The organism is Streptomyces sp. (assembly GCF_019510245.1).
GTDB lineage: Bacteria > Actinomycetota > Actinomycetes > Streptomycetales > Streptomycetaceae > Streptomyces.
The window spans coordinates 35774-54239 of the sequence record NZ_JAEKKT010000180.1 but is presented as its reverse complement, the minus strand read 5'-3'; the positions used below and the strand labels follow the sequence as shown (position 1 = coordinate 54239).

Here is an 18466-nt window from a genome sequence, read left to right as displayed (position 1 = left end):
GCTTGCAAAAGTGTGCCGCGCCATACCCGGATGCCACCTGGACGGCCGAACGGGCCGCGCTCGGGCGGGTCCGGCGGGGTCGCTGCGCTCCGGAACTCAGAACGGCAACGGCCTCGCGTGCACCACGTCCAGCCGGGACACCGCCCTTGTCAGCACCACGTACAGCCGGTGCAGCCCCCGTTCCTCGCCCTCCGCCACCGCCGCCGGTTCCACGGCCACCACGTGGTCGTACTCCAGGCCCTTGACGGCGCTCGCCGGGACCACGGCCACCCGTGCGCCCAGTTCGTCCGGGCCCGCCGGTTCGATGCCGGCGGCGGTCAGGGCCTCGCGTACTGCGGTCACCTGGGCGTCCGCCGCCACGACTCCCACCGACCCCTCGTGGGCCAGGGCCTCCCGCACCGCGGTGACCGTCGTCGCGGGCACGTCCCGGGTCGGACGGATCGTCACCTCGCCGTCGCCGCGGTAGGACCGGGCCGGCGGCACGTCCGTACCGAGGCGCTCCAGCAGCCGGTTGGTCAGGGCCACGACCGCCGCCGGGACCCGGAAACCGGTGGTGAGCGGGACGACGGCCGCCTCCGGCTTGCCCAGGTGGCCCAGGACGGCGGCCCAGCTCCGTGCCGACCAGGGTGTGGTGGCCTGGGCCAGGTCGCCCAGGACGGTGACGGAGCCGAAGACCGCCCGGCGGGCGATCGCCCTGCACTCCATGGGAGACAGGTCCTGGGCCTCGTCGACGACGATGTGGCCGTAGCCCTCGGGGTGTTCGACGAGCCCCGCGACCTCGTCGAGGAGGACCAGGTCGGCGGCCGACCAGCGGGCTGACTTGCAGGAGCGCGGCGGGCGGGCCCAGAGCAGGTCCCGCTGTTCGCCGGGGGTCAGCACTCCCTCGGCGGCCGCCGCCAGCACGTCGCGGTCACTGAGGAGTCCGGCCAGCACCTCCTCCGGGCGCACCTTCGGCCAGACGGTGTCGAGGCAGGCGCTCATCGCACGGGAACGTTCGAGGCGCCGGGTCCAGGCGGCGGGCTGCGGGCCCGCCCGCCGCTCGGCCTGGAGCTGTACGGCCCGCATCGCCCGCCCCCGCACCCGTTCCCGCCCGACGGCGTACGACGGTTCCTCGTCCCGTACCCGCTCGACGATCTGCGTCAGCGCGGCGGCGGAGACCCGCCAGGTGTACGTGCCGTCGGAGAGCGCGAGCGGGCTGACGGCGTCGGTGCGGACGTGGGCGTACAGGGCCCGGCGCAGCACCTCTGCCATCCGCGGGTCGTGCTTGAGTGCGGCGGTGCGGTGCGGGTCGGTGCCGGTGACCGGGTGGCGGCCGATCTCCTCCGGCAGGGTCCGCTGCCGTACGCCGGTCTCGCCCAGGGCCGGGAGGACCTCGGAGATGTAGGAGAGGAAGGTGCGGTTGGGGCCGAGGATCAGCAGGCCGGCGCGGCGGATGCGCTGGGGGTGGGTGTAGAGGAGGTAGGCGGCCCGGTGCAGGCCGACGGCGGTCTTGCCGGTGCCGGGGGCGCCCTGGACGCAGACGGAGTCGGTGAGGCCGGCGCGGACCAGGTCGTCCTGGTCGGGCTGGATGGTGGCGGCGATGTCCCGCATGGGGCCGACGCGGGGCCGTTCGATCTCCCGGGTCAGGATGGTGCTCCCGGTCCCGGCCTCGCCCCTGCCGAGCCGCTCGTCCTCCAGCCCCGTGAGGTCGGCGGAGTCGCCGCGGCTGCCGGGTGCCCAGCCGAACCGCCGCCGGACCGCCACGCCCTGCGGGTCGTCGGGACCGGCCTGGTAGAAGGCGCGGGAGACGGGCGCCCGCCAGTCGACGACGAGGGGCGGTGCGGCCGGCTCCTCGCTGATCCGCAGCCGGCCGATGCGGTAGCTCTGCCCCGCGTGCTCCCCCGCCTCGAAGTCCAGCTTGCCGAAGAACAGCGGGCCCTCCGGCAGCTCGCGCATCTCCTTGGCCCGGCTGCGCAGCCGGTACCCGAGCACTTCGGCGTCGGCACCGGACGCGGAGACGTCCTCACCGGTGACGACGTGCTCGACGGCGCCTTCGACCATGCGGGCGAGGGCGGCTCGGCAGGTGTCGTGGTAGGCGCGTTCGCGGTCGAGTTCCTGCTGCATGGGAGAGAGCATAAACGAGAAATAGTGACCGGGTTAAATTTTTTACCGGTACTCAGCCGATGTCCGCCAGAGACCGCTCCAGCCGCCCGAACGCCTCCTCCGCCGCCCTGACCGCGTCGTCCCGCACCTCCTCGACCCGCTCCCCCGCCGCGATCCGCCGCCAGTTGTCCTGGGCGAGGATCCGCTGCACGGCGATGATCTGGCCGGCCGCCAGCCTGGCCGCCAGGGTGCCGCCGAGCGCCTCGGCGAGCGCGGCCTCCGACCGCTCGAGGTAGGCGTACTGCCGGGCGACCAGGGTGGGGGTGCTGTTGAGCAGGGTGTGGAAGGCGAGCACCTGGGGATGGTCGTTGAGGCCGGTGACCGGGTCGTTGTGGGCGAGACCGGAGAGGAAGCGGGCGCGCAGCACGCCGACCGGGGACTACTCCCCGGAGGCGCCCGCGACCAGCCGCGCCGCCTCCGTCTCGTGGTCGGCGATCCGGTGCAGGACCAGGTCCTCCTTGGCCGGGAAGTACCGGAACAGCGTCGGCTTGGAGATCCCGGCCGCGGCGGCCACCTCGGCGACCGACACCGCGTCGAACCCCTTCGCCAGGAACAGCCGCACGGCGATGTCCGACACGTCCTCGTACATCCGCCGCTTCTTGCGCTCACGCAGGCCCATGTCACCCATGGGGCGAGCCTACGCAGCCAGGGTCAGGCGGGGGTCGCCCCGGCCGCGCGGACACGTCGTACAGACAGTGCAGCACCAACCGCCGGTCGACGATGCAGATCTTGTCGCGAGACGGCTGCCCGGGCTCAGGACAGACTCGCGCTGCGAGTAGATCCGTACTCGCGACACCACCGCATCAACGCCGTCACGATCCTGCGGGTTCCCGGCACCTCGTCGAGCCCCAGCGAAGGCGCGGCGACGGTCAGCACCTTGCGCAGTTTGAAGGCGGCGGGCGCGATCTGCCACCAGCTCGGTTCCGAACCGGCGTCCAGCTCCAAGGCGGTACGGATCACGTCGGTGAAGACGGACTGGGCCCTCTTGTAGTTGAGCAGACGTTCCAGGTCGTCCTCCCAGCCGCTCGAGATGCCGGCGCGGACGCCTTCAACGGCCTCGGACCACCGCTGGGCAACGGCACGCTCATGTCGTGCCGGATAACGCATCAAGTGGAGATGCGTTGCCAGGTCGTACAGCGGGTCGCCCAGCATCGCGAGTTCCCAGTCGATCGTCCACAGCCTCGACTCGGCGTCGACGATGAAGTTCTCGCGATGCAGATCGGCGTGCAGCAGACAGAAAGGGCGTCTGGCCAGCCCGAAAACGTTTTTTCGGAGGTGCCTGAAAGAATCTTCACCCAGCCAGAGATCCCCGAAGAGCCCGTCGAACCTCTCCCGGTTCGCCAGGAAGACGCGTTGCTCGGTAAAGAGGACGAGACGTTCAAGAAAACCCTCAGAGTCACCGTCATCGGCACGGTCGTCGAGCTTGCACCGCCGGTCGACCCGGAGGAAATCAGGTCGAATCACGACCATCTGCCGAAAGAGGTCCATGATCTGACGGAGATAAATGTCGGGGATCACGGTCCCCGATTTATGAAAGTAAGCGAGGGTGTCGCCTTCAATGAAACGCTGCAATCCGATTCCACCGACATCAATGATATCGGGAATTCCAAGGATCTGACCATGAAGAGCCCTCAGAAGATTCTCTTCGGAATCAAAGCATCGACGATCGAACCACAGGAGATCGGCACGTGGCTCCCGGCATTTCCAACGACCCGATCGCTCCCCCTCCATTTCACCGGGAAGCGGAAAGACGTAAGTTTCGTGGTGGTAACCGTGGAGCGGTCCCTCGACCACGCCCTCGTCGCCACTCATCTCGACCGCGTGCAGCCGAGCAGGGGAAGCCAGTTCGGGTGTCATTGCCCGTTTCTTTCGCCGTGACCCTTCCGAAGGGTGCAGAAGTGGGAGCACGGTACTCCTGTGCTGGCGTGCATCGTGCCAGACGTCCACGACTCGTCGGACACGGTCCTCACCGGACGACGAGTGGACGTACATATGTGCAACGATGAATCACCTCCGTCCGTTCAACCTGCCTCCTTCGCGCGTCATGAGCTGCGGTGCTGGCCGCCGCGCCCGGCGTGGTCCACACTGGCCGAGGCGACAGGAGGAAGCCCATGAGCAGCGCAGCCGATCACGGTGCGGCTCTGCGGGAGTTGCTGAAGGACGTGCATGCCGTACTGCTCGACTTCGACGGGCCGGTCACCGACCTGTTCCGCGGCCGGTCGACGGCCCCCGTGGCCGACGAGATCAAGGCGGCCATAAGGGGGGTCTGGGGCTTCGTCGATGCCGAGGTCAACGCATGCGAGGACTCCCACGGCATCCTCCGCCTGCTGCGGGAGATGTACGACCGGCCTGCGCCCGAGCCGCTCGACCCCCGGGGGCTCGTCGCGGCCGAGCGAATCGTCACCGGATACGAGTACGAAGCCGTCAAAACAGCGAAGCCGGCGCCTCATCTGGTCCCCCTCGTCGATGTGCTTTTCAAGCACGGTCCACCGCTCGTCATCGTCAGCAACAACTCCGACGGACCCATCTGGGAGTTCTTCAAGGGCGAGAGAGTCCAGCGTCAGGAGAAGGTCTGCGCCGTCGTGGGCCGCGACCCGCTCCTACGCGACATGAAACCCCACCCCGGTTCGGTGCTGCGGGCCCTGGAGCTCCTCGGCCTGCCGCCCGAGTCGGCCCTTCTCATCGGTGACCAGTTGACGGATCTCAGTGCGGCACAACAAGCCGGGACTCCCTTCCTCGGATACACGCAGTCGCCCGAACGCGGGGCGCGGATGCTGGACCTCGGCGCGCAGTACGTCGTGTCCTCTCACGCACCCCTCATCGAGGCTGTGAAGAGCATGTCGAGTCCCAACTGACCTGCTGGTGCCGCGGAGTCCCGCCAGGCATGATGGCTGCACGGAGAGCTACCGGGCAGCGTCGGCGCCATTGAGCTGCGGCGCCACAGGGGGTTTGGGTGTCTTCTCGCAGTCGAGGTGGCAATGGCCCGACCAGAGTCGACCGCATCCGGTCGACTCTGAACAGTTGGAAGCCCCGCATCGTCAAGTCGGCGCTGGCGCTGACCGCGGTCCTGCAAGGCGCCGGCGCCCTGATCGGTCCACTCGGCGACGCCCTCAAGGAGCAGCAACTGCTGGGCGGTTCACTCGCTTCACTGATCGCACTCATCCTCTACGACGCCATCAGCGAGCCCGGCTCGAAAGAGGTCGCGGGTGTCTACGTGTTCGCTGACTCGGACAACTTGCATGATGAATTCAAGGAAGCCTTCAGCGATCGCAGTGTGCATGTCGATTTCTCCGGGTTCACCATGGAGACACTGCTTGAGGCAATCGCCGTACCGATGCGGAAGATGGCCGATCGTGAAGTACACACGGTCGAGCTGCATTTTCGCATAATCATCGCCCATCTGAACCTTCCGATGGGGCTTCCGGGTGCCCTCGTTCCAGCGCCGAGAGCGAACGAGTCGGACACGGCGAGGTATTATTTCAGGGACTCTCCAAAAAATCGCGAACGCATGCGCGAGGAGTTCACCAAACCCAACTGGACCAGACTCAAAGCCATGCTCAACGCCATACAGGCGAAAAATCCAAGAATGACCATATCATGCGAGATCCGGGAGGCAACACAAATACCGGATCGGAAATTGTACATCCTGAACCGTGAGCGAGTCTTCACCACTCCTTACGGCATCGAACCGGACACCGTGGGACCCCAGGGAAATCAGTACGAGATCCTCGACGCACAGGGGTTCGCACCGCTCTACGGCCGAGCCCGCTACATCGGTTGGCATCGGAAGTCCAACTCCCATCAGGCCAGGGAGATCGCGGATCACCACATCGCGTGCTACGAGAACCTGTGGCAGAAGCTCGCCGAGATCAAACCGGAGCACCCCGTGATCGGCGACCCCCGGTGGACACGTCCGGGGCAGCAGAGCGCGTCCGCATAGCCGAACTAGTCGGCAAGCAGGTTCCAGACCGACTCGAACCAGGACCGCGTCTTCAGCACGAAGACCGATCCCGGCGAGTTCGGGTCGGCGTCCTCGACGTGGTGCGTCAGCATGGCGCCCAGTCCCAGCACGTCAAGCGCGTCGATCTCCTCGCCGGTGTCCAGGATGATGGGCCGTTCGATGACCTCGTAGAGGGCATGGAGGACCTCTGTCATGTTGATGACGTAGAGCTTGAAGGCCGGAACCAGCCGCACATGCCTGACCTGTACGTCGACCGCCGGCACCCACCGCTCGGCCTGGAGGTCCCGCAGGGTGGTACGCAGGGAATCCGTGTGCCGGTCGGTGATGGCACGCAGCCGCTCCCGCAGGCGCGGATCGTCCTTGTCCTGCCTGATCACGGGGTACGGCAGGTCGAGCAGAGGATCAGGCAGCAGCAGCCGTACGACGATGCTGCCGGGGGCGATGACACCGGCCCGGATCCGCTCGGCCTGGAGCCGGATGTGAGTGTCGAGAGACTCAGAGGTCAACGTGAAGACGTCCAGGGAGACTTCGGGTTGCTCGAACGCCTCGCTTATCAGCGGCTGCAACGTCATCGCCTGCCGTGACCTGCTGGCCTTCGCCGTGGTGGACTGCACGCGCTGGACCTTGACGACCCGCGCCGGGCTGCCCTGGCGGGACTCGATCCACCCCTCGTTGCCCACTTCGCGCACCACCCGCTGCACAGTGTCACGGGACACCCCGAACTCCTTGGCCAACTTGCCCTGGGCGGGCAGCTCGGTACCCAGCTGGTACGTCCCGTCCGCCATCCGGGTCCGAAGCGCCTCGGAAACCTGCCGGAACGCCCTGCCACCGCCGTCACGTGCCTGCCTGGCCGCCATACAGCGAACGTTCCTGCCTCAACCGCCGTGCAAACACGCGCCGGTCAGGCAGGAAGCCCTGCTGCCGCAACCGGTTGACGGATCAATCTGCCTGGACATGCCTGATATTGACCGGCAACCAGGCAGATCCGCCCCATGCCCCCTAGTGCCGCAGCGTCTCCAGCAACGGCCACAAGGACCCCACCACGTACTCCGCGCCGGCCTCGGTCAAAAGCTTGGCTTTCCGTGCGTTACGCGCGTAGCCCAGAAACGGGACGCCGGCCGTCCGGGCCGCCTGGAAGTCCGTGGGTGAGTCGCCGATCATCAGGGCCGCGCCGGGGGCGGCGCCCATCGCGTTGAGGGCGCGGTTGAGGCAGTGCGGGTCCGGCTTGAGGCGGTGCAGGTCCTGGGTGCGGCCGTATATGTGCGGGGCGAAGCACGGGGTCAGGGCGCGGTCGTCGAGGTAGGCGCGGACCACCCGGGGGGAGTTGTTGGTGGTGACCGCCATGCGCGCGCCCCGCGCCCGCCACGTCTGTATGAGGATGTCCGCGAACGCCGTGGGCATCGCCGTCGACGTGGCCCGCAGTTCCTCCTTGGTGAGACGTTCCTCCAGCTCCGCGACCAGGTCGCTGCCGGGATGCCGGCGGTCCACGGCGCGCAGGACGAGATGCGGGTCGAGGGAGTCCCGCTCCGTCTCGGTGACCAGGCCGTGCAGGCCGCGGACCGCCAGCCAGTCGACCAGTTCGCCGGCCACGCCCGCCGCCGAGTGTCCCGCGAACAGCCGGCAGATCGGCCCGTCGAAGTCCCAGAGGACGACACGGGCGCTTCTGACCAGTTCCGCGATCTCTTCGGTCGTGTCCTTGCTCTTGGCTGCCACCAGTTCAGTCTGCGTCGTATCAGAAGTCACTAAGAGAGTGTCAGGTCCGTCGTGATGGTTTCCCAGAGGGCGTTGAACCACTTCTGCGATTGCTCCACGAACGCGGCGTCCCGTTGGCCGGTTCGCTTCTCGAAGGAGAAGAGGAGGGACTCCGAGCCGACGGCGTCGTACATGTCGAGCAGGCCGTCCTCCGTCTGCTCCTCGCGGCGGGTGACCGTGTAGTAGGCGAACAGCGCCTCGGCGTCGTTGAGCAGGTACAGCTTGATCGGCGGGGTGAACGGCAGGGCCCGGAAGGTGACGTTCACGTCGATCTTGTGGGTGGAGCGCAGGCCCTGGAGGTTGTACTGGAGGACGTGGCCCTGGGCGTTGCGCATGCCGAGCCAGCGGTTGTGGACCGTGTCGTCGTCGCCGTCGACCGCCGTCGGGAAGGCGAGGGGGATGTCCCGGCTGGGGAGCAGCACGCGGACGTCGATGCGCTCGGGGCGGATGCGGCCCTCGTGGATCATGCGCAGGGGCTCGGCCAGCGCCGGCAGCAGGCTCTGGGCGGTCAGGCAGGCGGCGTCGATGCGGACGTGAGCGGCGGCGAACGCCTCCGTCATGCGGGGTCCGAGGCCGACCATCGTCGGCTGGGGCTCGTCCAGTGCCGCGGGCCGGGGCTCGGCGATGCGCGGCGGGCTGCCCTTGCCTACGTCGACGAGGTAGCCACCGTCCTGCAGCACCCGCACGGCCTGGCGCACGGTCCCCCGCTCCACACCGAACTCCTCGGCCAGTTCGGCCTGGGTGGGCAGGCGGTCGCCCACCTTGAGGTCGCCCGAGCGGATGCGTTGCCGCAGGGTGTCGGCGATCTCCTGAGGTGTGCTGCCGGCGTTCACTGCCACGTTCTCCTGAGTCACGACCAAACGCTACAACTTTGATCCATCTAGGGGGAGTTGTTTGGAGGTTGTTTATAAGTAGTGGCCAACTGGGGACAACTTAATCAGAGTTGGTCACCAACTTGGTTGAGTTGGCGGAAGCCTTGCTTCCCGACTGATGGGGGGAACCACCATGCCCGCCGCCCTCGCGCTCCTCTCCGCCGCCTTCGTCGTCGGCTTCGAGCAGATCGTCCAGTCGAAGTACGGTGCCACTGGCATTATCGGCCTGCTGTTGCTCACCGTGGGCATCAAGGCCAAGAGCCCGGCGTTCAGCTCCGCCGGGGCGGTCCTGCTCGCCCTGGTGCTCGCCGGGCCCGCCCTGTAGGAACCGCTCCAAGAACACAGGGGCGGCCCTAGGACGTCAGGTGCAGCTCCGAACTGATCGTCCCCCACAGGGCGTCGAACCACCGTGTGGACTGGTCCACGAACGCGGTGTCCCGCAGCCCCGCGCCCTGTTCGAAGGCGAAGAGCATCGACCGCGTGCCCTCGGCGTCGTACGTCTCCAGGTGCTCGTGGTCGATCTCCCGCTCGTGGCGCCCCAGCGTGTAGTACGCGAACAGCGCCTCCGCACCGTTGAGCAGGTACAGCTTGACCGGCGGGGTGAAGGGCAGCGCCCGGAAGGTGACGTGCACGTCGATGCCGTGCGTGGCGCGCAGCGCCAGCAGGTTGTGCTGCAGCACCTGGCCCTGTGCGTTGCGCTGGGCCAGCCAGCGCTCGTGCACCGCGTCCTCGGCCGAGGCGTCGGCCGCCACCGCCGTCGGGAACGCGAGGTCGATGTTCCGGCTCGGCAGCAGCACCCGGACGTCGATCTTGGCCGGTTCCAGCCGCCCCGCGTGGATGAGCCGCAGTGGCCCGCCGAGCGCGAGGTTGAGCGAGACCGAGGTCAGGCAGAGCGCGTCGATCCTCACGTGCGAGGCCGCGAAGGCCGCCTCTATGCGCGGGGTGAGGGCCACCATGGTCGGCTGCGGGGGCGCTGCCGGGCCCACCGCGGGGCGCGCCGGGCCGAGGCCCGGGGCGACCGTCGCCGGAGCGCCCTTCGAGACGTTGGTGAGCAGGTGCTCCGACTGCAGGATGCGCAGTGCCTGCCGTACCGCCCCGCGCTCGACCCCGAACTCGTCCGCCAGTTTGGCCTGCGTGGGCATGCGCTGGCCCGGCCGCAGCTCCCCGGACCTGATCCGGGTGCGCAGCTCGTCGGCCACCTTGTGGTGTGACGCCTGAGGCCGCTGTGACCTCTTCCGTCCATTGACGGAGGCGAGTTCCGGGTCCACGGACAAACAGTACAACTTCCCGCCATCTTTCGGCAGTTCACGGGAAGGTGGTTATGAGTCGCATCCAAGTGGAGATAAGTACTGTGGAGTTGGTCGCCAACTCCAGCGACATGGTCATACTTCCTCGACGGTTGGCCATCCGGGTTCCCTTCCGGAGGGGAGCCGGGAGCCCGGTCCACCTGGGCCGGCCGTCGGGGCGCGCGGCCAGCACGACCGGCACAGTCACAACTGAACACCGACAACCGAACACAGGCAGACCCGCACAGCCACAACTTCACAGCTCGCTACGGATGAGCAGAACAGCTCAGCACAGCACAGCCACAAGTGAACACAGGTGATTCAGGCACCGTCCCCGGGAGGAAGGAGCGCCTCAGAAGATGTCCGGGCACCAAGGCCGCCCGGACGCGCGCAACAGGGCGTCGGCCTCCCGGGCGGCGCCCACTCGCTCTTCCTGGACCCGTCCGAGAGCGTGCAGCCGCGCCACGGACTGGTCACCGAGCCAGACGCTCGCCAGCTCGGCGATGTCGAGCGCGAGGTCGGGGGTGTCGGTGGTCGGGGTGCAGGACGCCCCATCGGGGGAGGCGTCCAGCCGGAACCGGCCGCCGGCCAGCCCCTGCCGGTCCGCCACCTCCAGGACCAGCGAACCCGCCCTGTCGTACGTCCGCGCCTCCAGGGCCCGTACGACGTCCAGGATCCGCACCCACAGCCAGTCCGCCTGGTTGGTGATCCGCGCCGCGCGCGGGTCGGGCAGGTAGTGCGGCAGCAGGTCGTCCGGCGACCGCCAGCCGCTCTTCACCCTGGTGATCCAGTCGATCGAGCACAGGTAGTGCCACAGCGCACGCTCGGCCGCCGGGGTGGTGCCGAGCAGCCAGTGCACGTCGGCGGTGTTGTACGGCTGCTTGCCCTGCCAGTTGTCGTCCGACTCGTAGGACGCGATGCCCTCCACCTCGCCGGCCGCCGAGCGGTACACCGCGAAGTAGGGCTCCTTCCACTCCTCGTCGAAGCGGACCGCGCCGGTGCGCAACTGCCACCACAGCTCGCTGCGGCTGACCGCGCCCGGGGTGCTGCGGCGGACGCGTTCATGCAGGTCGGGGCCGAGTTTGCGGATGTCCTCGCCGTCGACGAGGTCGATCCGGCCACCGTCCTCGGGGCGCGCCCAGCGCGGGTCCAGGCCGGTCCGCGGGACCTCGACCGTCCACTCCGTCAGCGTGGTCGCCGGACCGAAGCCGTAGCGGCCGTAGATCCGGTACTCGGCGGCGATCAGGGTCGCGACCACGTCTCCGCGCTCCTTCGCCGCGGCCAGGTCCTGGCTCATCATGCGGGTGAGCAGGCCGCGGCGGCGGTGGGTGGCGGTGACCGTGACGTTGGAGATGGCGTCGGCGGGGAGGATCGCTCCGCCGACCGCGGTCAGCTCCTGGTCGAAGGAGCGGAACGTCGCGACGATGGGGGTCCCCCCGTTCGAGCGAAGCCGAGAATGGGGGAGGGGGCCGTCGAAGGCGCCGAGAAGTCTGCCCGGCACGAACTGCCTGCGGCGGGCTTCGAGTTGCTCCGCCGAGAGGGTGGGGCGCTGGAGGAAGCCGGTGGACAGGGCGCGGTGCCAGTCGGCGAGCTCGGGTTCGGTTATGGGGCGGACTTCGACGGCGTCAGTCATGACAGCACGGTAGGTGTTGGGTGGGGGTGGTGCCGATTGAATTTCGGCGGCCGGCCGGTGGGGGCTTGTCGCGCAGTTCCTCCCCCAGCCTTCGGCCGGGGGACCCCCAGCGCCCGTTTCGGGGCGCTCCGCCTCACGTCAGCAGATCGTCGACCTGGGCCTCACCCTCCCGGTAGCGGCGGGTGATCTCGCCGCTCGAGTCGTCGGCCGTCCGCTGCAGGCGCTGCCTGCGCCGCGACACCTCCTGCTCGTAGCGGACCAGACGGCCCATCGCCGCGGTCAGCTCCGTGTCCGTACGGGCCTGGAGGTCGGAGAGCTCGACCTCGGCCAGCATGTCGGCCGCCAGCCTGCCGTACTCCTCGTTGTGCGGAGTGCCCAGGGTGACGTGGCGGGCGGAGGAGCGGTGGCGGGCCGGGGCGTCCGTGAGGATCTCCGGGAGCCGGTCCACGACGGCGGCGGCACCCGCCGGGGAGCGGCGGGCCAGTTCCGCGCGCAGGATGTCGATACGGCCCTGGAGCAGCCGTCGTACGTAACTGAGGTCGGCCTCGTCGCGCTGCGCGTCCCGGCGCAGGACGCGCAGTTCGGGCAGGCTCAGGCGGCCCAGGTCGTGCTCCGGCGGCTCCGCTGGCAGCGGGATGTCCTCGCCGCGCTGTGCGGGCGGCCGGGGCAGGCTCTGCACGCTCTGCGTGCCCTGCGTCTTCAGTCGCCCGGTGCTCGGTGTGCTCATACGTCTCAACCGTCCCCTCGACCGGCGTGTGGAAGCATGGTGCCACCCCAAGTGGCCGCAATGTGACCGAGTGCCCCCGAACGGCCCTAGTTGGGATGTTAAGGATCAATAATGGGCCCCCTGTGAGGGCCATGCGAGCACCGGGCATGATGGTGCGCATGCGAGCGGTGGTACAGCGGGTGGACGGCGCGAGCGTCGTCGTGGACGGCGAGACGGTGGGCGCGATCGAGGGCGAGGGCCTGTGCGTGCTCGTCGGGGTGACCCACGAGGACACCAAGGAGAAGGCGGCCCAACTCGCCCGGAAACTCTGGTCGATCCGCATGCTGGCGGACGAGAGGTCGTGCAGTGACGTCGACGCCCCGCTGCTCGTGATCAGCCAGTTCACGCTGTACGGCGACGCCCGCAAGGGGCGGCGGCCGACCTGGAACGCGGCGGCGCCCGGCGAGGTGGCGGAGCCGCTGGTGGACGAGGTGGTCGCGCAGCTGCGGTCGCTGGGGGCGACCGTGGCGACCGGGCGGTTCGGGGCGCAGATGAGGGTGTCGCTGACGAACGACGGCCCCTTCACCGTCCTCCTGGAGATGTGAGTCCTCCCCTCCTCGAAGGGAGGGGAGGACTGCGCACGGCGGGGTTACGGCTCGACGATCACTTCCTGTGCCGCGGCCGTCTCCCCCGCGACCAGCCGGGCGTCCGTCGGGACGTTGCGCTTGACCAGCGCCAGGGCGACCGGGCCCAGTTCGAAGTGGCGCACCGACGTCGTCACGACGCCGATCTTCCGGCCGTCCTCGCCCTCGTCGGCCACCCGGATCTCGGTCCCGTGCGGCGGCAGGTGCACCTCGCTGCCGTCGAGGTGGAGGAAGACCAGGCGGCGCGGCGGCTTGCCGAGGTTCTGGACGCGGGCCACGGTCTCCTGGCCGCGGTAACAGCCCTTCTGGAGGTGGACCGCGGTGCCGATCCAGCCCAGCTCGTGCGGGATGGTCCGGTGGTCGGTCTCGAAACCGAGCCGGGGCCGGTGGTGCTCGACGCGCAGCGCCTCGTAGGCGAGCAGCCCGGCGGCAGGGCCGGCCTTCCCGGCGTACGCCTCCAGGTCGGCGCGGGGCAGGAAGAGGTCACGGCCGTACGGCGTCTCGCGTACGACGGCGCCCTCCGGGGCCTCGGCGATGGAGCCGGCGGGCAGGTGGACGACGGCGAAGTCGGCGGTGCGGTCGGCGACCTCCACCCGGTAGAAGAACTTCATCGACTCCAGGTAGGCGATCAGCGCCTCCTGAGTGCCCGGCTCGACGTGGGCCCAGACGGTCGTGCCGTCGTCGACCAGGTACAGCGCGTGCTCGATGTGGCCGTGCGCGGAGAGGATCAGCGCCTCGGTGGCCTCGCCGGCCGGCAGTTCGCTGACGTGCTGGGTGAGGAGCAGGTGCAGCCAGCTGAGGCGGTCCTCGCCGGTGACGGCCACGACCCCCCGGTGGGAGAGGTCGACGAAACCGGCGCCGTCGGCGAGGGCGCGCTGCTCGCGGAACAGGTCGCCGTAGTGCGCGGCGACGCCTTCGTCCACGCCTTCGGCGGATACCGCGCCGGGCAGGGACAGCAGGGGGCTCTTCATATGCGTAAGCCTACGACTCGGTAATTGAACTCTGGACGGACGCGGACGCGGCGGATGCCGCCGTGGCTCTCTTCAGCGTGCAGTCCTTGCAACGCCCGAAGATCGCGAAGTGTTTCATGTCCGTCTCGAAGCCGAAGTCGCGCCGCAGCTTGGCGGTGAACTCCGCGGCCACCGCCACGTCCGCCTCGATCACGTTCTCGCAGTCGCGGCAGACCAGGTGGATGTGGTGGTGCCGGTCGGCGAGGTGGTACGTCGGTGCACCGTGCCCGAGATGGGCGTGGCTGACCAGCCCCAGCTCCTCCAGGAGCTCCAGGGTCCGGTAGACCGTCGAGATGTTGACCCCCGACGCGGTCTTCCTCACTTCACCGAGGATTTCGTCGGGGGTCGCGTGCTCAAGGGTGTCCACGGCTTCGAGCACGAGTTGCCGCTGCGGCGTCAGCCGGTAGCCGCGCTGCCTGAGGTCGCTCTTCCAGTCGGTGCTCACCACACCGAAAGTCTAGAACTACTTCCGAAATCCAGAACTACTTGAAGAACGCGATCCCGTCGTCCGGCATGTCGTCGGGCAGGGCCTTGGCCCAGCGCTCGACGTCCTCCGGGGTGACGACCTTCTTCAGGTGCGCCGACATGTAGGGGCGCAGCTCGACCTCGGGGGTCTGCTTCTCGCCGACCCACATCAGGTCGCTCTTGACGTAGCCGTAGAGGCGCTTGCCACCGCTGTAGGGGGCGGAGGCGGCGGTCCGGGCGACGGCGTCGGTGACCAGGTCGATCTGGGGCTTCTGGTCGGCCATCTCGCCGTACCAGATCTCGATCACGCCGTCGTCGCGGACCATCGTGACCTCGACCTTGCGGTGGGCGTCGATGCGCCAGAAGCCGGACTCCGTCTCCAGCGGGCGGACCTTGTTGCCGTCGTGGTCCAGCACCCAGGTGCGGGAGTGGTACTCCAGGAAGTCCCGTCCGTCGTGGCTGAAGGTGACTTCCTGGCCGAAGTTGCACTTCTCGGAGCCCGGGAAGTCGTGGACACCCGCGCCGGCCCAGCTGCCGAGCAGAAAGGCGAGCGGGACCAGGTCCTTGTGCAGGTCGGACGGAATCTCGATCATGAGTGGTGGTTCCTAGACTCGGGCTCGGACTCGGTTCAGCGCTGGCCCTGGTACAGCTTCTTCACGGTCAGCCAGGCGAAGGCGAGGACGCCGACGCAGACCAGGACCAGCAGGGTTTCGAAGAAGGCTTCCACGGGTGCTCCTTGAGCGAGGTCGGGCGTACGTACAAGAGCCGGGCCCCAGCTTACGCGGCCCGGGCCCGGCGCTCTTGGCGAGGTGTACCCCTGCGGGGTCAGTCCAGCAGTTCGCTCTGCAGGGTCACCGTCTGCTCGAAGGGGACGGCGGGCGCGCTGCCCTTGCGGGACTGGATGATCACGCCGACGGTGTCGCCGGAGGCCAGGTAGGCCTGCCGGGCCTGCCGGGCGCCGTACGGCTTGAGCTCCGTGTAGGGCGCCAGCAGGACGTGCTCGATCCGGGCCGGGTCCGGGAACTTCCCGTCGAGTTCGTACTGGTCGCCGTCGCGCAGCGCGTAGGACGGCGCCGCCTGGCTCATGAACTTCCCGTTGAGGATCGCCTCCGCGACCGCGGCCGTGTCGAACTGGAGCAGGTAGATCCGGGTGTGCGTGCCGTCGGGGGTGGTCCAGCCGCGGGCGGTGATGTGCCGCAGGCCGTTGTCGACGAGCGTCTGGCGCAGCTCCTCGCGGTCGTCCGCGGTGGCGAACTCGGCGAGGAAGCCCTTCGTCGGCAGCCAGCCGTCCGTGCCCTTGAGCGAGGCGTCGACGGTGCCGCCCTCCGGCGCCGGCAGGACCAGTTTCCGCAGGTCGGCGTAGTGGGTGCCGGCCGGGTTGCGGGCGTCGTCGTTCGGGCCCGGGCTGCCGGAGGGCAGCGGGGGCTTCACGAGGACGGGGTACGTCCAGCGGCCGTCGGAGTGCGTGGCGAGACCGGGTACGTCGGTGCGGTCGAGCCGCGTGATGCCGTACGCCGTTCCGGTCCCGACAACCCCGAAGACGGCCACGGCGGCGACCCACCGGAGCGTGGCCCGCAGCAGCCGCCGGTCCTTCTTCACGGGCTGCGCGACGTCCGGGGCCGGGAGCGGGTCGGGGCCCGGGGCCGGGGCCGGGAGCGGGTCCGAAGCCAGAGCCGGGGCCGGGGCCGAGGCCGGGGCCAGAGCCAGAGCCGGAGCCACGAGCAGGTCCCGGGCCGAGGCCGCAGCCGGGGCCGGGGCCGAGGCCGCAGCCGGAGCCGGGGCCGAGGCCGCAGCCGGAGCCGGGGCCGAGGCCGCGGCCGGAGCTGCGGCCGGAGCCGAGGCCGGAGCCGGAGCCGGGGCCGGAGCCGGAGCCACGAGCAGGTCCGGGGCCCGGCCGGAGCTGCGGCCGGAGCCGAGGCCGGAGCCGGAGCCGGGGCCGGAGCCGGAGCCACGAGCAGGTCCGGGGCCGAGGCCGCAGCCTGAGCCGGAGCCGGGAGCGTGGCGGAGGCCGTGTTCGGGGCCTCGTTCGGGTCCGTGTTCGTGTTCGTCTCGGTGGTCATACGGCCGCCCCCGGGTCCTTGATCCGTTCGAGCTGGGCGTGCAGCATGTCCGCCGCGCTCTTCGTGTCCAGCGGCTTGGCCGCGGTGGCCGTGGCGGCGACCAGGACGTCGCCCACGTAGCCGTAGCAGAGCATCGAGTCCAGCTTCTCGCCCGAATCGGCCGGCGGCAGGAAGCACGAGGTCGAGTCCTTGTACCCCGCGATCTCCGGGCCCTTGCGGAAGATGTCCAGCGAGTCGAAGAGCTCCCGCTCGGCGGTGGCGATGGAGCGGACCGTGGCCCGGTTCTCCATCTGCGCCAGCTGGATGTCCATCGTGTACTCGTCGTCCTCGGCCCCGGCGGTGTACAGGTAGCTGCGCATCACCATGCCCTTGACCGGGTTCCTGTCGATCTGCCGGTCCAGCTCCCGGCGCTGCGAACGCGGCAGGTCCTGGATCGACTCCTTGCGCAGCGCCGTGGCCTGGGCGCCGGTCAGCCGCACGTCCGACCCGAACCCGGCCAGGTCCGGGCCACGCCCGTACCGGCCCTTTTCGTACGGCAGCAGCACCCCCTGGAGACCGGTCTCCGTCGCCGCCCGCACGCTCTTGGAGTCCTTGGGCAGGCTCCAGACCGGGGCACCGGGGTCGCGGTCCGCGGCACGCACGGTCACGACCGTACAGGCGGCACCCGCGACGACGGCCGCGGCGAGGACGCCGGCGGTGACGAAGACACCGGTACGCCGCCGGGACCGCGCCGCCGGAGCCGCAGCGTCGGGGGCGGGGGCGGGAAGGGGCACGGCGGAAACGGCTTCGGGGATCGTCGGCTCAGAAACGTCCTCGGAGAGCGCCGAATCGGACACGGCGTCGGAGAGCGGCGACTCGGATACGGCTTCGAAGACCACTGGCTCAGATATTTCCCCGGAGACCGCCGCTTCAGGAACGGCCTCCGGGAGCGCCGACTCAGGAACGGCGTCGAGGACCGCCCGCTCGGATACGGCCTCGGAGACCGCCGGCTCGGGGACGGCCGTGCCCGGTGTCGTGGTCTCGGGGTTCACGGATTGCTCGCTCACAGCCGCTCCATCTGCCGCTTCGCCAGATCCATGATCTTCGCCTTCGGGATCGGCTTCGTGTCGTAGACCCAGATCTCCATGGCGATGTCACCGCGCCAGGCGTGTGCCTCGGCCGAGTACATGTCCAGATAGCCCGGCTTGCTGTCGGGCTTGTGGTGGACGTACGCCATGCCGTCGCCGGTGCCGGGGACCGGCCAGCTCTCGGTGTCCTCGGCGGCCGAGTCGGCCCAGTAGTACGCGTCCGCCGCCGCGTCCTCGGCCGTCGAGCCGTTCTCTTCCTGCCGGTACTGGATCAGCCGGATCTCGACGCTGTAGGTGCTGCCTTCCCGCCAGGTGGTGGCGGCCGCCCGCCGGAAGTCGTCCTCCGCGACCAGGTTGCGGAAGGCCGCGGCCGGCTTGTCGAAGGTGTCCGCGTACTCGGTCAGGTCCATCCAGCCGTCGGTCCCCACCGTGTACAGCCCCTTGCGCGCGCCGCTCGGCTTCTTCAGCAGCAGCTTGCGCAGGTCGCCGTCGACCTTGACCTTCCGGTCCTCGGCGGCCGACAGCGGCTCCGGACCGGCGCCCTTCGCCTGCGCGACCGACGGCTGGGAGAGGGACGGCAGGGCGGTGGGCGTCCGGTCGGCCTGGACGAGGTAGCCGACGCAGGCGCCGGCCACGACGCCGAGCACGGCGGCACCGGCGATCAGCGCGGCGGTACGGCCCGCCCTCCGCCCACGCGCGGGCGAGGCGTCCGGAAGCGATTCCGGCGCTGTTTCCTGTGGTGGTTCCGGCCGAGGTCCCGGCGGTGTATCTGGTACGTCCATTTCGTCCCCCTGTGCACAAACGGGAGCACGGATTCCTTGATCCGCGCGCCACAGGAGACTCGTGGTCCGTTCAATGAGTTGTACAA

Annotated in this window: 18 protein-coding genes and 1 pseudogene; 4 read left to right on the top strand and 15 right to left on the bottom strand. The window is 69.5% G+C overall.

Going from position 1 to position 18466, the window contains the following annotated elements:
• Positions 1-96 precede the first annotated feature (96 nt).
• The 3 genes and pseudogenes from JF597_RS35845 to JF597_RS35835 form a co-directional block, all read right to left on the bottom strand.
• Positions 97-2103 carry an AAA family ATPase gene (locus JF597_RS35845; protein ID WP_294005226.1) on the bottom strand — a complete coding sequence of 669 codons (2007 nt, stop codon included), beginning with the start codon at positions 2101-2103 and terminating at the stop codon, positions 97-99.
• Between the two features lie 52 nt (positions 2104-2155).
• A pseudogene (locus JF597_RS35840) lies at positions 2156-2770 on the bottom strand (TetR family transcriptional regulator).
• A gap of 125 nt (positions 2771-2895) precedes the next feature.
• Positions 2896-3999, bottom strand: coding sequence for an aminoglycoside phosphotransferase family protein (locus JF597_RS35835; protein WP_294005223.1), 1104 nt, complete (start codon positions 3997-3999; stop codon positions 2896-2898).
• A gap of 254 nt (positions 4000-4253) precedes the next feature.
• Between JF597_RS35835 and JF597_RS35830 the strand changes: the two genes are divergently transcribed.
• Positions 4254-4997: an HAD family hydrolase gene (locus tag JF597_RS35830; RefSeq protein ID WP_294005220.1), complete on the top strand. Its 744-nt coding sequence runs from the start codon at positions 4254-4256 to the stop codon at positions 4995-4997.
• A 98-nt stretch (positions 4998-5095) separates the two neighbouring features.
• Positions 5096-6082, top strand: coding sequence for a hypothetical protein (locus JF597_RS35825; protein ID WP_294005216.1), 987 nt, complete (start codon positions 5096-5098; stop codon positions 6080-6082).
• A gap of 5 nt (positions 6083-6087) precedes the next feature.
• On the opposite strand, the gene JF597_RS35820 is transcribed toward JF597_RS35825, so the two are convergent.
• The 3 genes from JF597_RS35820 to JF597_RS35810 all read right to left on the bottom strand — a co-directional run bounded on the left by JF597_RS35820 (position 6088) and on the right by JF597_RS35810 (position 8715).
• Positions 6088-6960, bottom strand: a complete 873-nt coding sequence (locus tag JF597_RS35820; RefSeq protein ID WP_294005213.1) for a winged helix-turn-helix domain-containing protein — start codon at positions 6958-6960, stop codon at positions 6088-6090.
• A 142-nt stretch (positions 6961-7102) separates the two neighbouring features.
• The gene (locus JF597_RS35815; RefSeq protein ID WP_294005210.1) at positions 7103-7816 is read right to left on the bottom strand and encodes an HAD family hydrolase; all 714 of its coding nucleotides are present in this window, start codon (positions 7814-7816) and stop codon (positions 7103-7105) included.
• Positions 7817-7845: 29 nt separating this feature from the next.
• Positions 7846-8715 carry a GntR family transcriptional regulator gene (locus JF597_RS35810; RefSeq protein ID WP_294005208.1) on the bottom strand — a complete coding sequence of 290 codons (870 nt, stop codon included), beginning with the start codon at positions 8713-8715 and terminating at the stop codon, positions 7846-7848.
• Between the two features lie 145 nt (positions 8716-8860).
• On the opposite strand from JF597_RS35810, the gene JF597_RS35805 reads away from it, so the two are divergent.
• Positions 8861-9052, top strand: a complete 192-nt coding sequence (locus tag JF597_RS35805; protein ID WP_294005205.1) for a hypothetical protein — start codon at positions 8861-8863, stop codon at positions 9050-9052.
• A gap of 28 nt (positions 9053-9080) precedes the next feature.
• Here JF597_RS35805 and JF597_RS35800 read toward each other — a convergent pair whose 3' ends face one another.
• From JF597_RS35800 to JF597_RS35790, 3 genes are all read right to left on the bottom strand, one after another.
• Complete coding sequence (locus JF597_RS35800) at positions 9081-10001, bottom strand: winged helix-turn-helix domain-containing protein (protein WP_294005203.1); 921 nt, start codon at positions 9999-10001, stop codon at positions 9081-9083.
• A 364-nt stretch (positions 10002-10365) separates the two neighbouring features.
• On the bottom strand, positions 10366-11646 hold the full coding sequence (locus JF597_RS35795) for a GNAT family N-acetyltransferase (RefSeq protein WP_294005200.1): 1281 nt from the start codon (positions 11644-11646) through the stop codon (positions 10366-10368).
• A gap of 133 nt (positions 11647-11779) precedes the next feature.
• The gene (locus tag JF597_RS35790) at positions 11780-12373 is read right to left on the bottom strand and encodes an aerial mycelium formation protein (protein ID WP_294005197.1); all 594 of its coding nucleotides are present in this window, start codon (positions 12371-12373) and stop codon (positions 11780-11782) included.
• A 158-nt stretch (positions 12374-12531) separates the two neighbouring features.
• Between JF597_RS35790 and dtd the strand changes: the two genes are divergently transcribed.
• Positions 12532-12957: a D-aminoacyl-tRNA deacylase gene (dtd, locus tag JF597_RS35785; protein ID WP_294005195.1), complete on the top strand. Its 426-nt coding sequence runs from the start codon at positions 12532-12534 to the stop codon at positions 12955-12957.
• A gap of 44 nt (positions 12958-13001) precedes the next feature.
• On the opposite strand, the gene JF597_RS35780 is transcribed toward dtd, so the two are convergent.
• The 6 genes from JF597_RS35780 to JF597_RS35755 form a co-directional block, all read right to left on the bottom strand.
• Positions 13002-13967: a folate-binding protein gene (locus tag JF597_RS35780; RefSeq protein WP_294005192.1), complete on the bottom strand. Its 966-nt coding sequence runs from the start codon at positions 13965-13967 to the stop codon at positions 13002-13004.
• A 10-nt stretch (positions 13968-13977) separates the two neighbouring features.
• Complete coding sequence (locus JF597_RS35775; protein ID WP_294005191.1) at positions 13978-14454, bottom strand: transcriptional repressor; 477 nt, start codon at positions 14452-14454, stop codon at positions 13978-13980.
• A 34-nt stretch (positions 14455-14488) separates the two neighbouring features.
• The gene (locus JF597_RS35770) at positions 14489-15064 is read right to left on the bottom strand and encodes an FABP family protein (protein ID WP_294005188.1); all 576 of its coding nucleotides are present in this window, start codon (positions 15062-15064) and stop codon (positions 14489-14491) included.
• Positions 15065-15296: 232 nt separating this feature from the next.
• Complete coding sequence (locus JF597_RS35765) at positions 15297-16190, bottom strand: hypothetical protein (RefSeq protein WP_294005185.1); 894 nt, start codon at positions 16188-16190, stop codon at positions 15297-15299.
• A 337-nt stretch (positions 16191-16527) separates the two neighbouring features.
• Entirely contained in the window at positions 16528-17577 is a 1050-nt protein-coding gene (locus tag JF597_RS35760) for a hypothetical protein (RefSeq protein ID WP_294005182.1), read from the bottom strand.
• Complete coding sequence (locus JF597_RS35755) at positions 17574-18380, bottom strand: hypothetical protein (RefSeq protein ID WP_294005179.1); 807 nt, start codon at positions 18378-18380, stop codon at positions 17574-17576. Before JF597_RS35755 ends, JF597_RS35760 begins: the two co-directional genes overlap by 4 nt.
• Between the last annotated feature and the right edge of the window lie 86 nt (positions 18381-18466).

Coding starts and splice junctions, on each gene's coding strand:
- JF597_RS35830 (WP_294005220.1), top strand. CDS start 4,254: ATGAGCAGCGCAGCCGATCACGGTGCGGCTCTGCGGGAGTTGCTGAAG.
- JF597_RS35780 (WP_294005192.1), bottom strand. CDS start 13,967: ATGAAGAGCCCCCTGCTGTCCCTGCCCGGCGCGGTATCCGCCGAAGGC.
- dtd (WP_294005195.1), top strand. CDS start 12,532: ATGCGAGCGGTGGTACAGCGGGTGGACGGCGCGAGCGTCGTCGTGGAC.
- JF597_RS35755 (WP_294005179.1), bottom strand. CDS start 18,380: ATGGACGTACCAGATACACCGCCGGGACCTCGGCCGGAACCACCACAG.
- JF597_RS35845 (WP_294005226.1), bottom strand. CDS start 2,103: ATGCAGCAGGAACTCGACCGCGAACGCGCCTACCACGACACCTGCCGA.
- JF597_RS35805 (WP_294005205.1), top strand. CDS start 8,861: ATGCCCGCCGCCCTCGCGCTCCTCTCCGCCGCCTTCGTCGTCGGCTTC.
- JF597_RS35835 (WP_294005223.1), bottom strand. CDS start 3,999: ATGACACCCGAACTGGCTTCCCCTGCTCGGCTGCACGCGGTCGAGATG.
- JF597_RS35790 (WP_294005197.1), bottom strand. CDS start 12,373: ATGAGCACACCGAGCACCGGGCGACTGAAGACGCAGGGCACGCAGAGC.
- JF597_RS35795 (WP_294005200.1), bottom strand. CDS start 11,646: ATGACTGACGCCGTCGAAGTCCGCCCCATAACCGAACCCGAGCTCGCC.
- JF597_RS35770 (WP_294005188.1), bottom strand. CDS start 15,064: ATGATCGAGATTCCGTCCGACCTGCACAAGGACCTGGTCCCGCTCGCC.
- JF597_RS35820 (WP_294005213.1), bottom strand. CDS start 6,960: ATGGCGGCCAGGCAGGCACGTGACGGCGGTGGCAGGGCGTTCCGGCAG.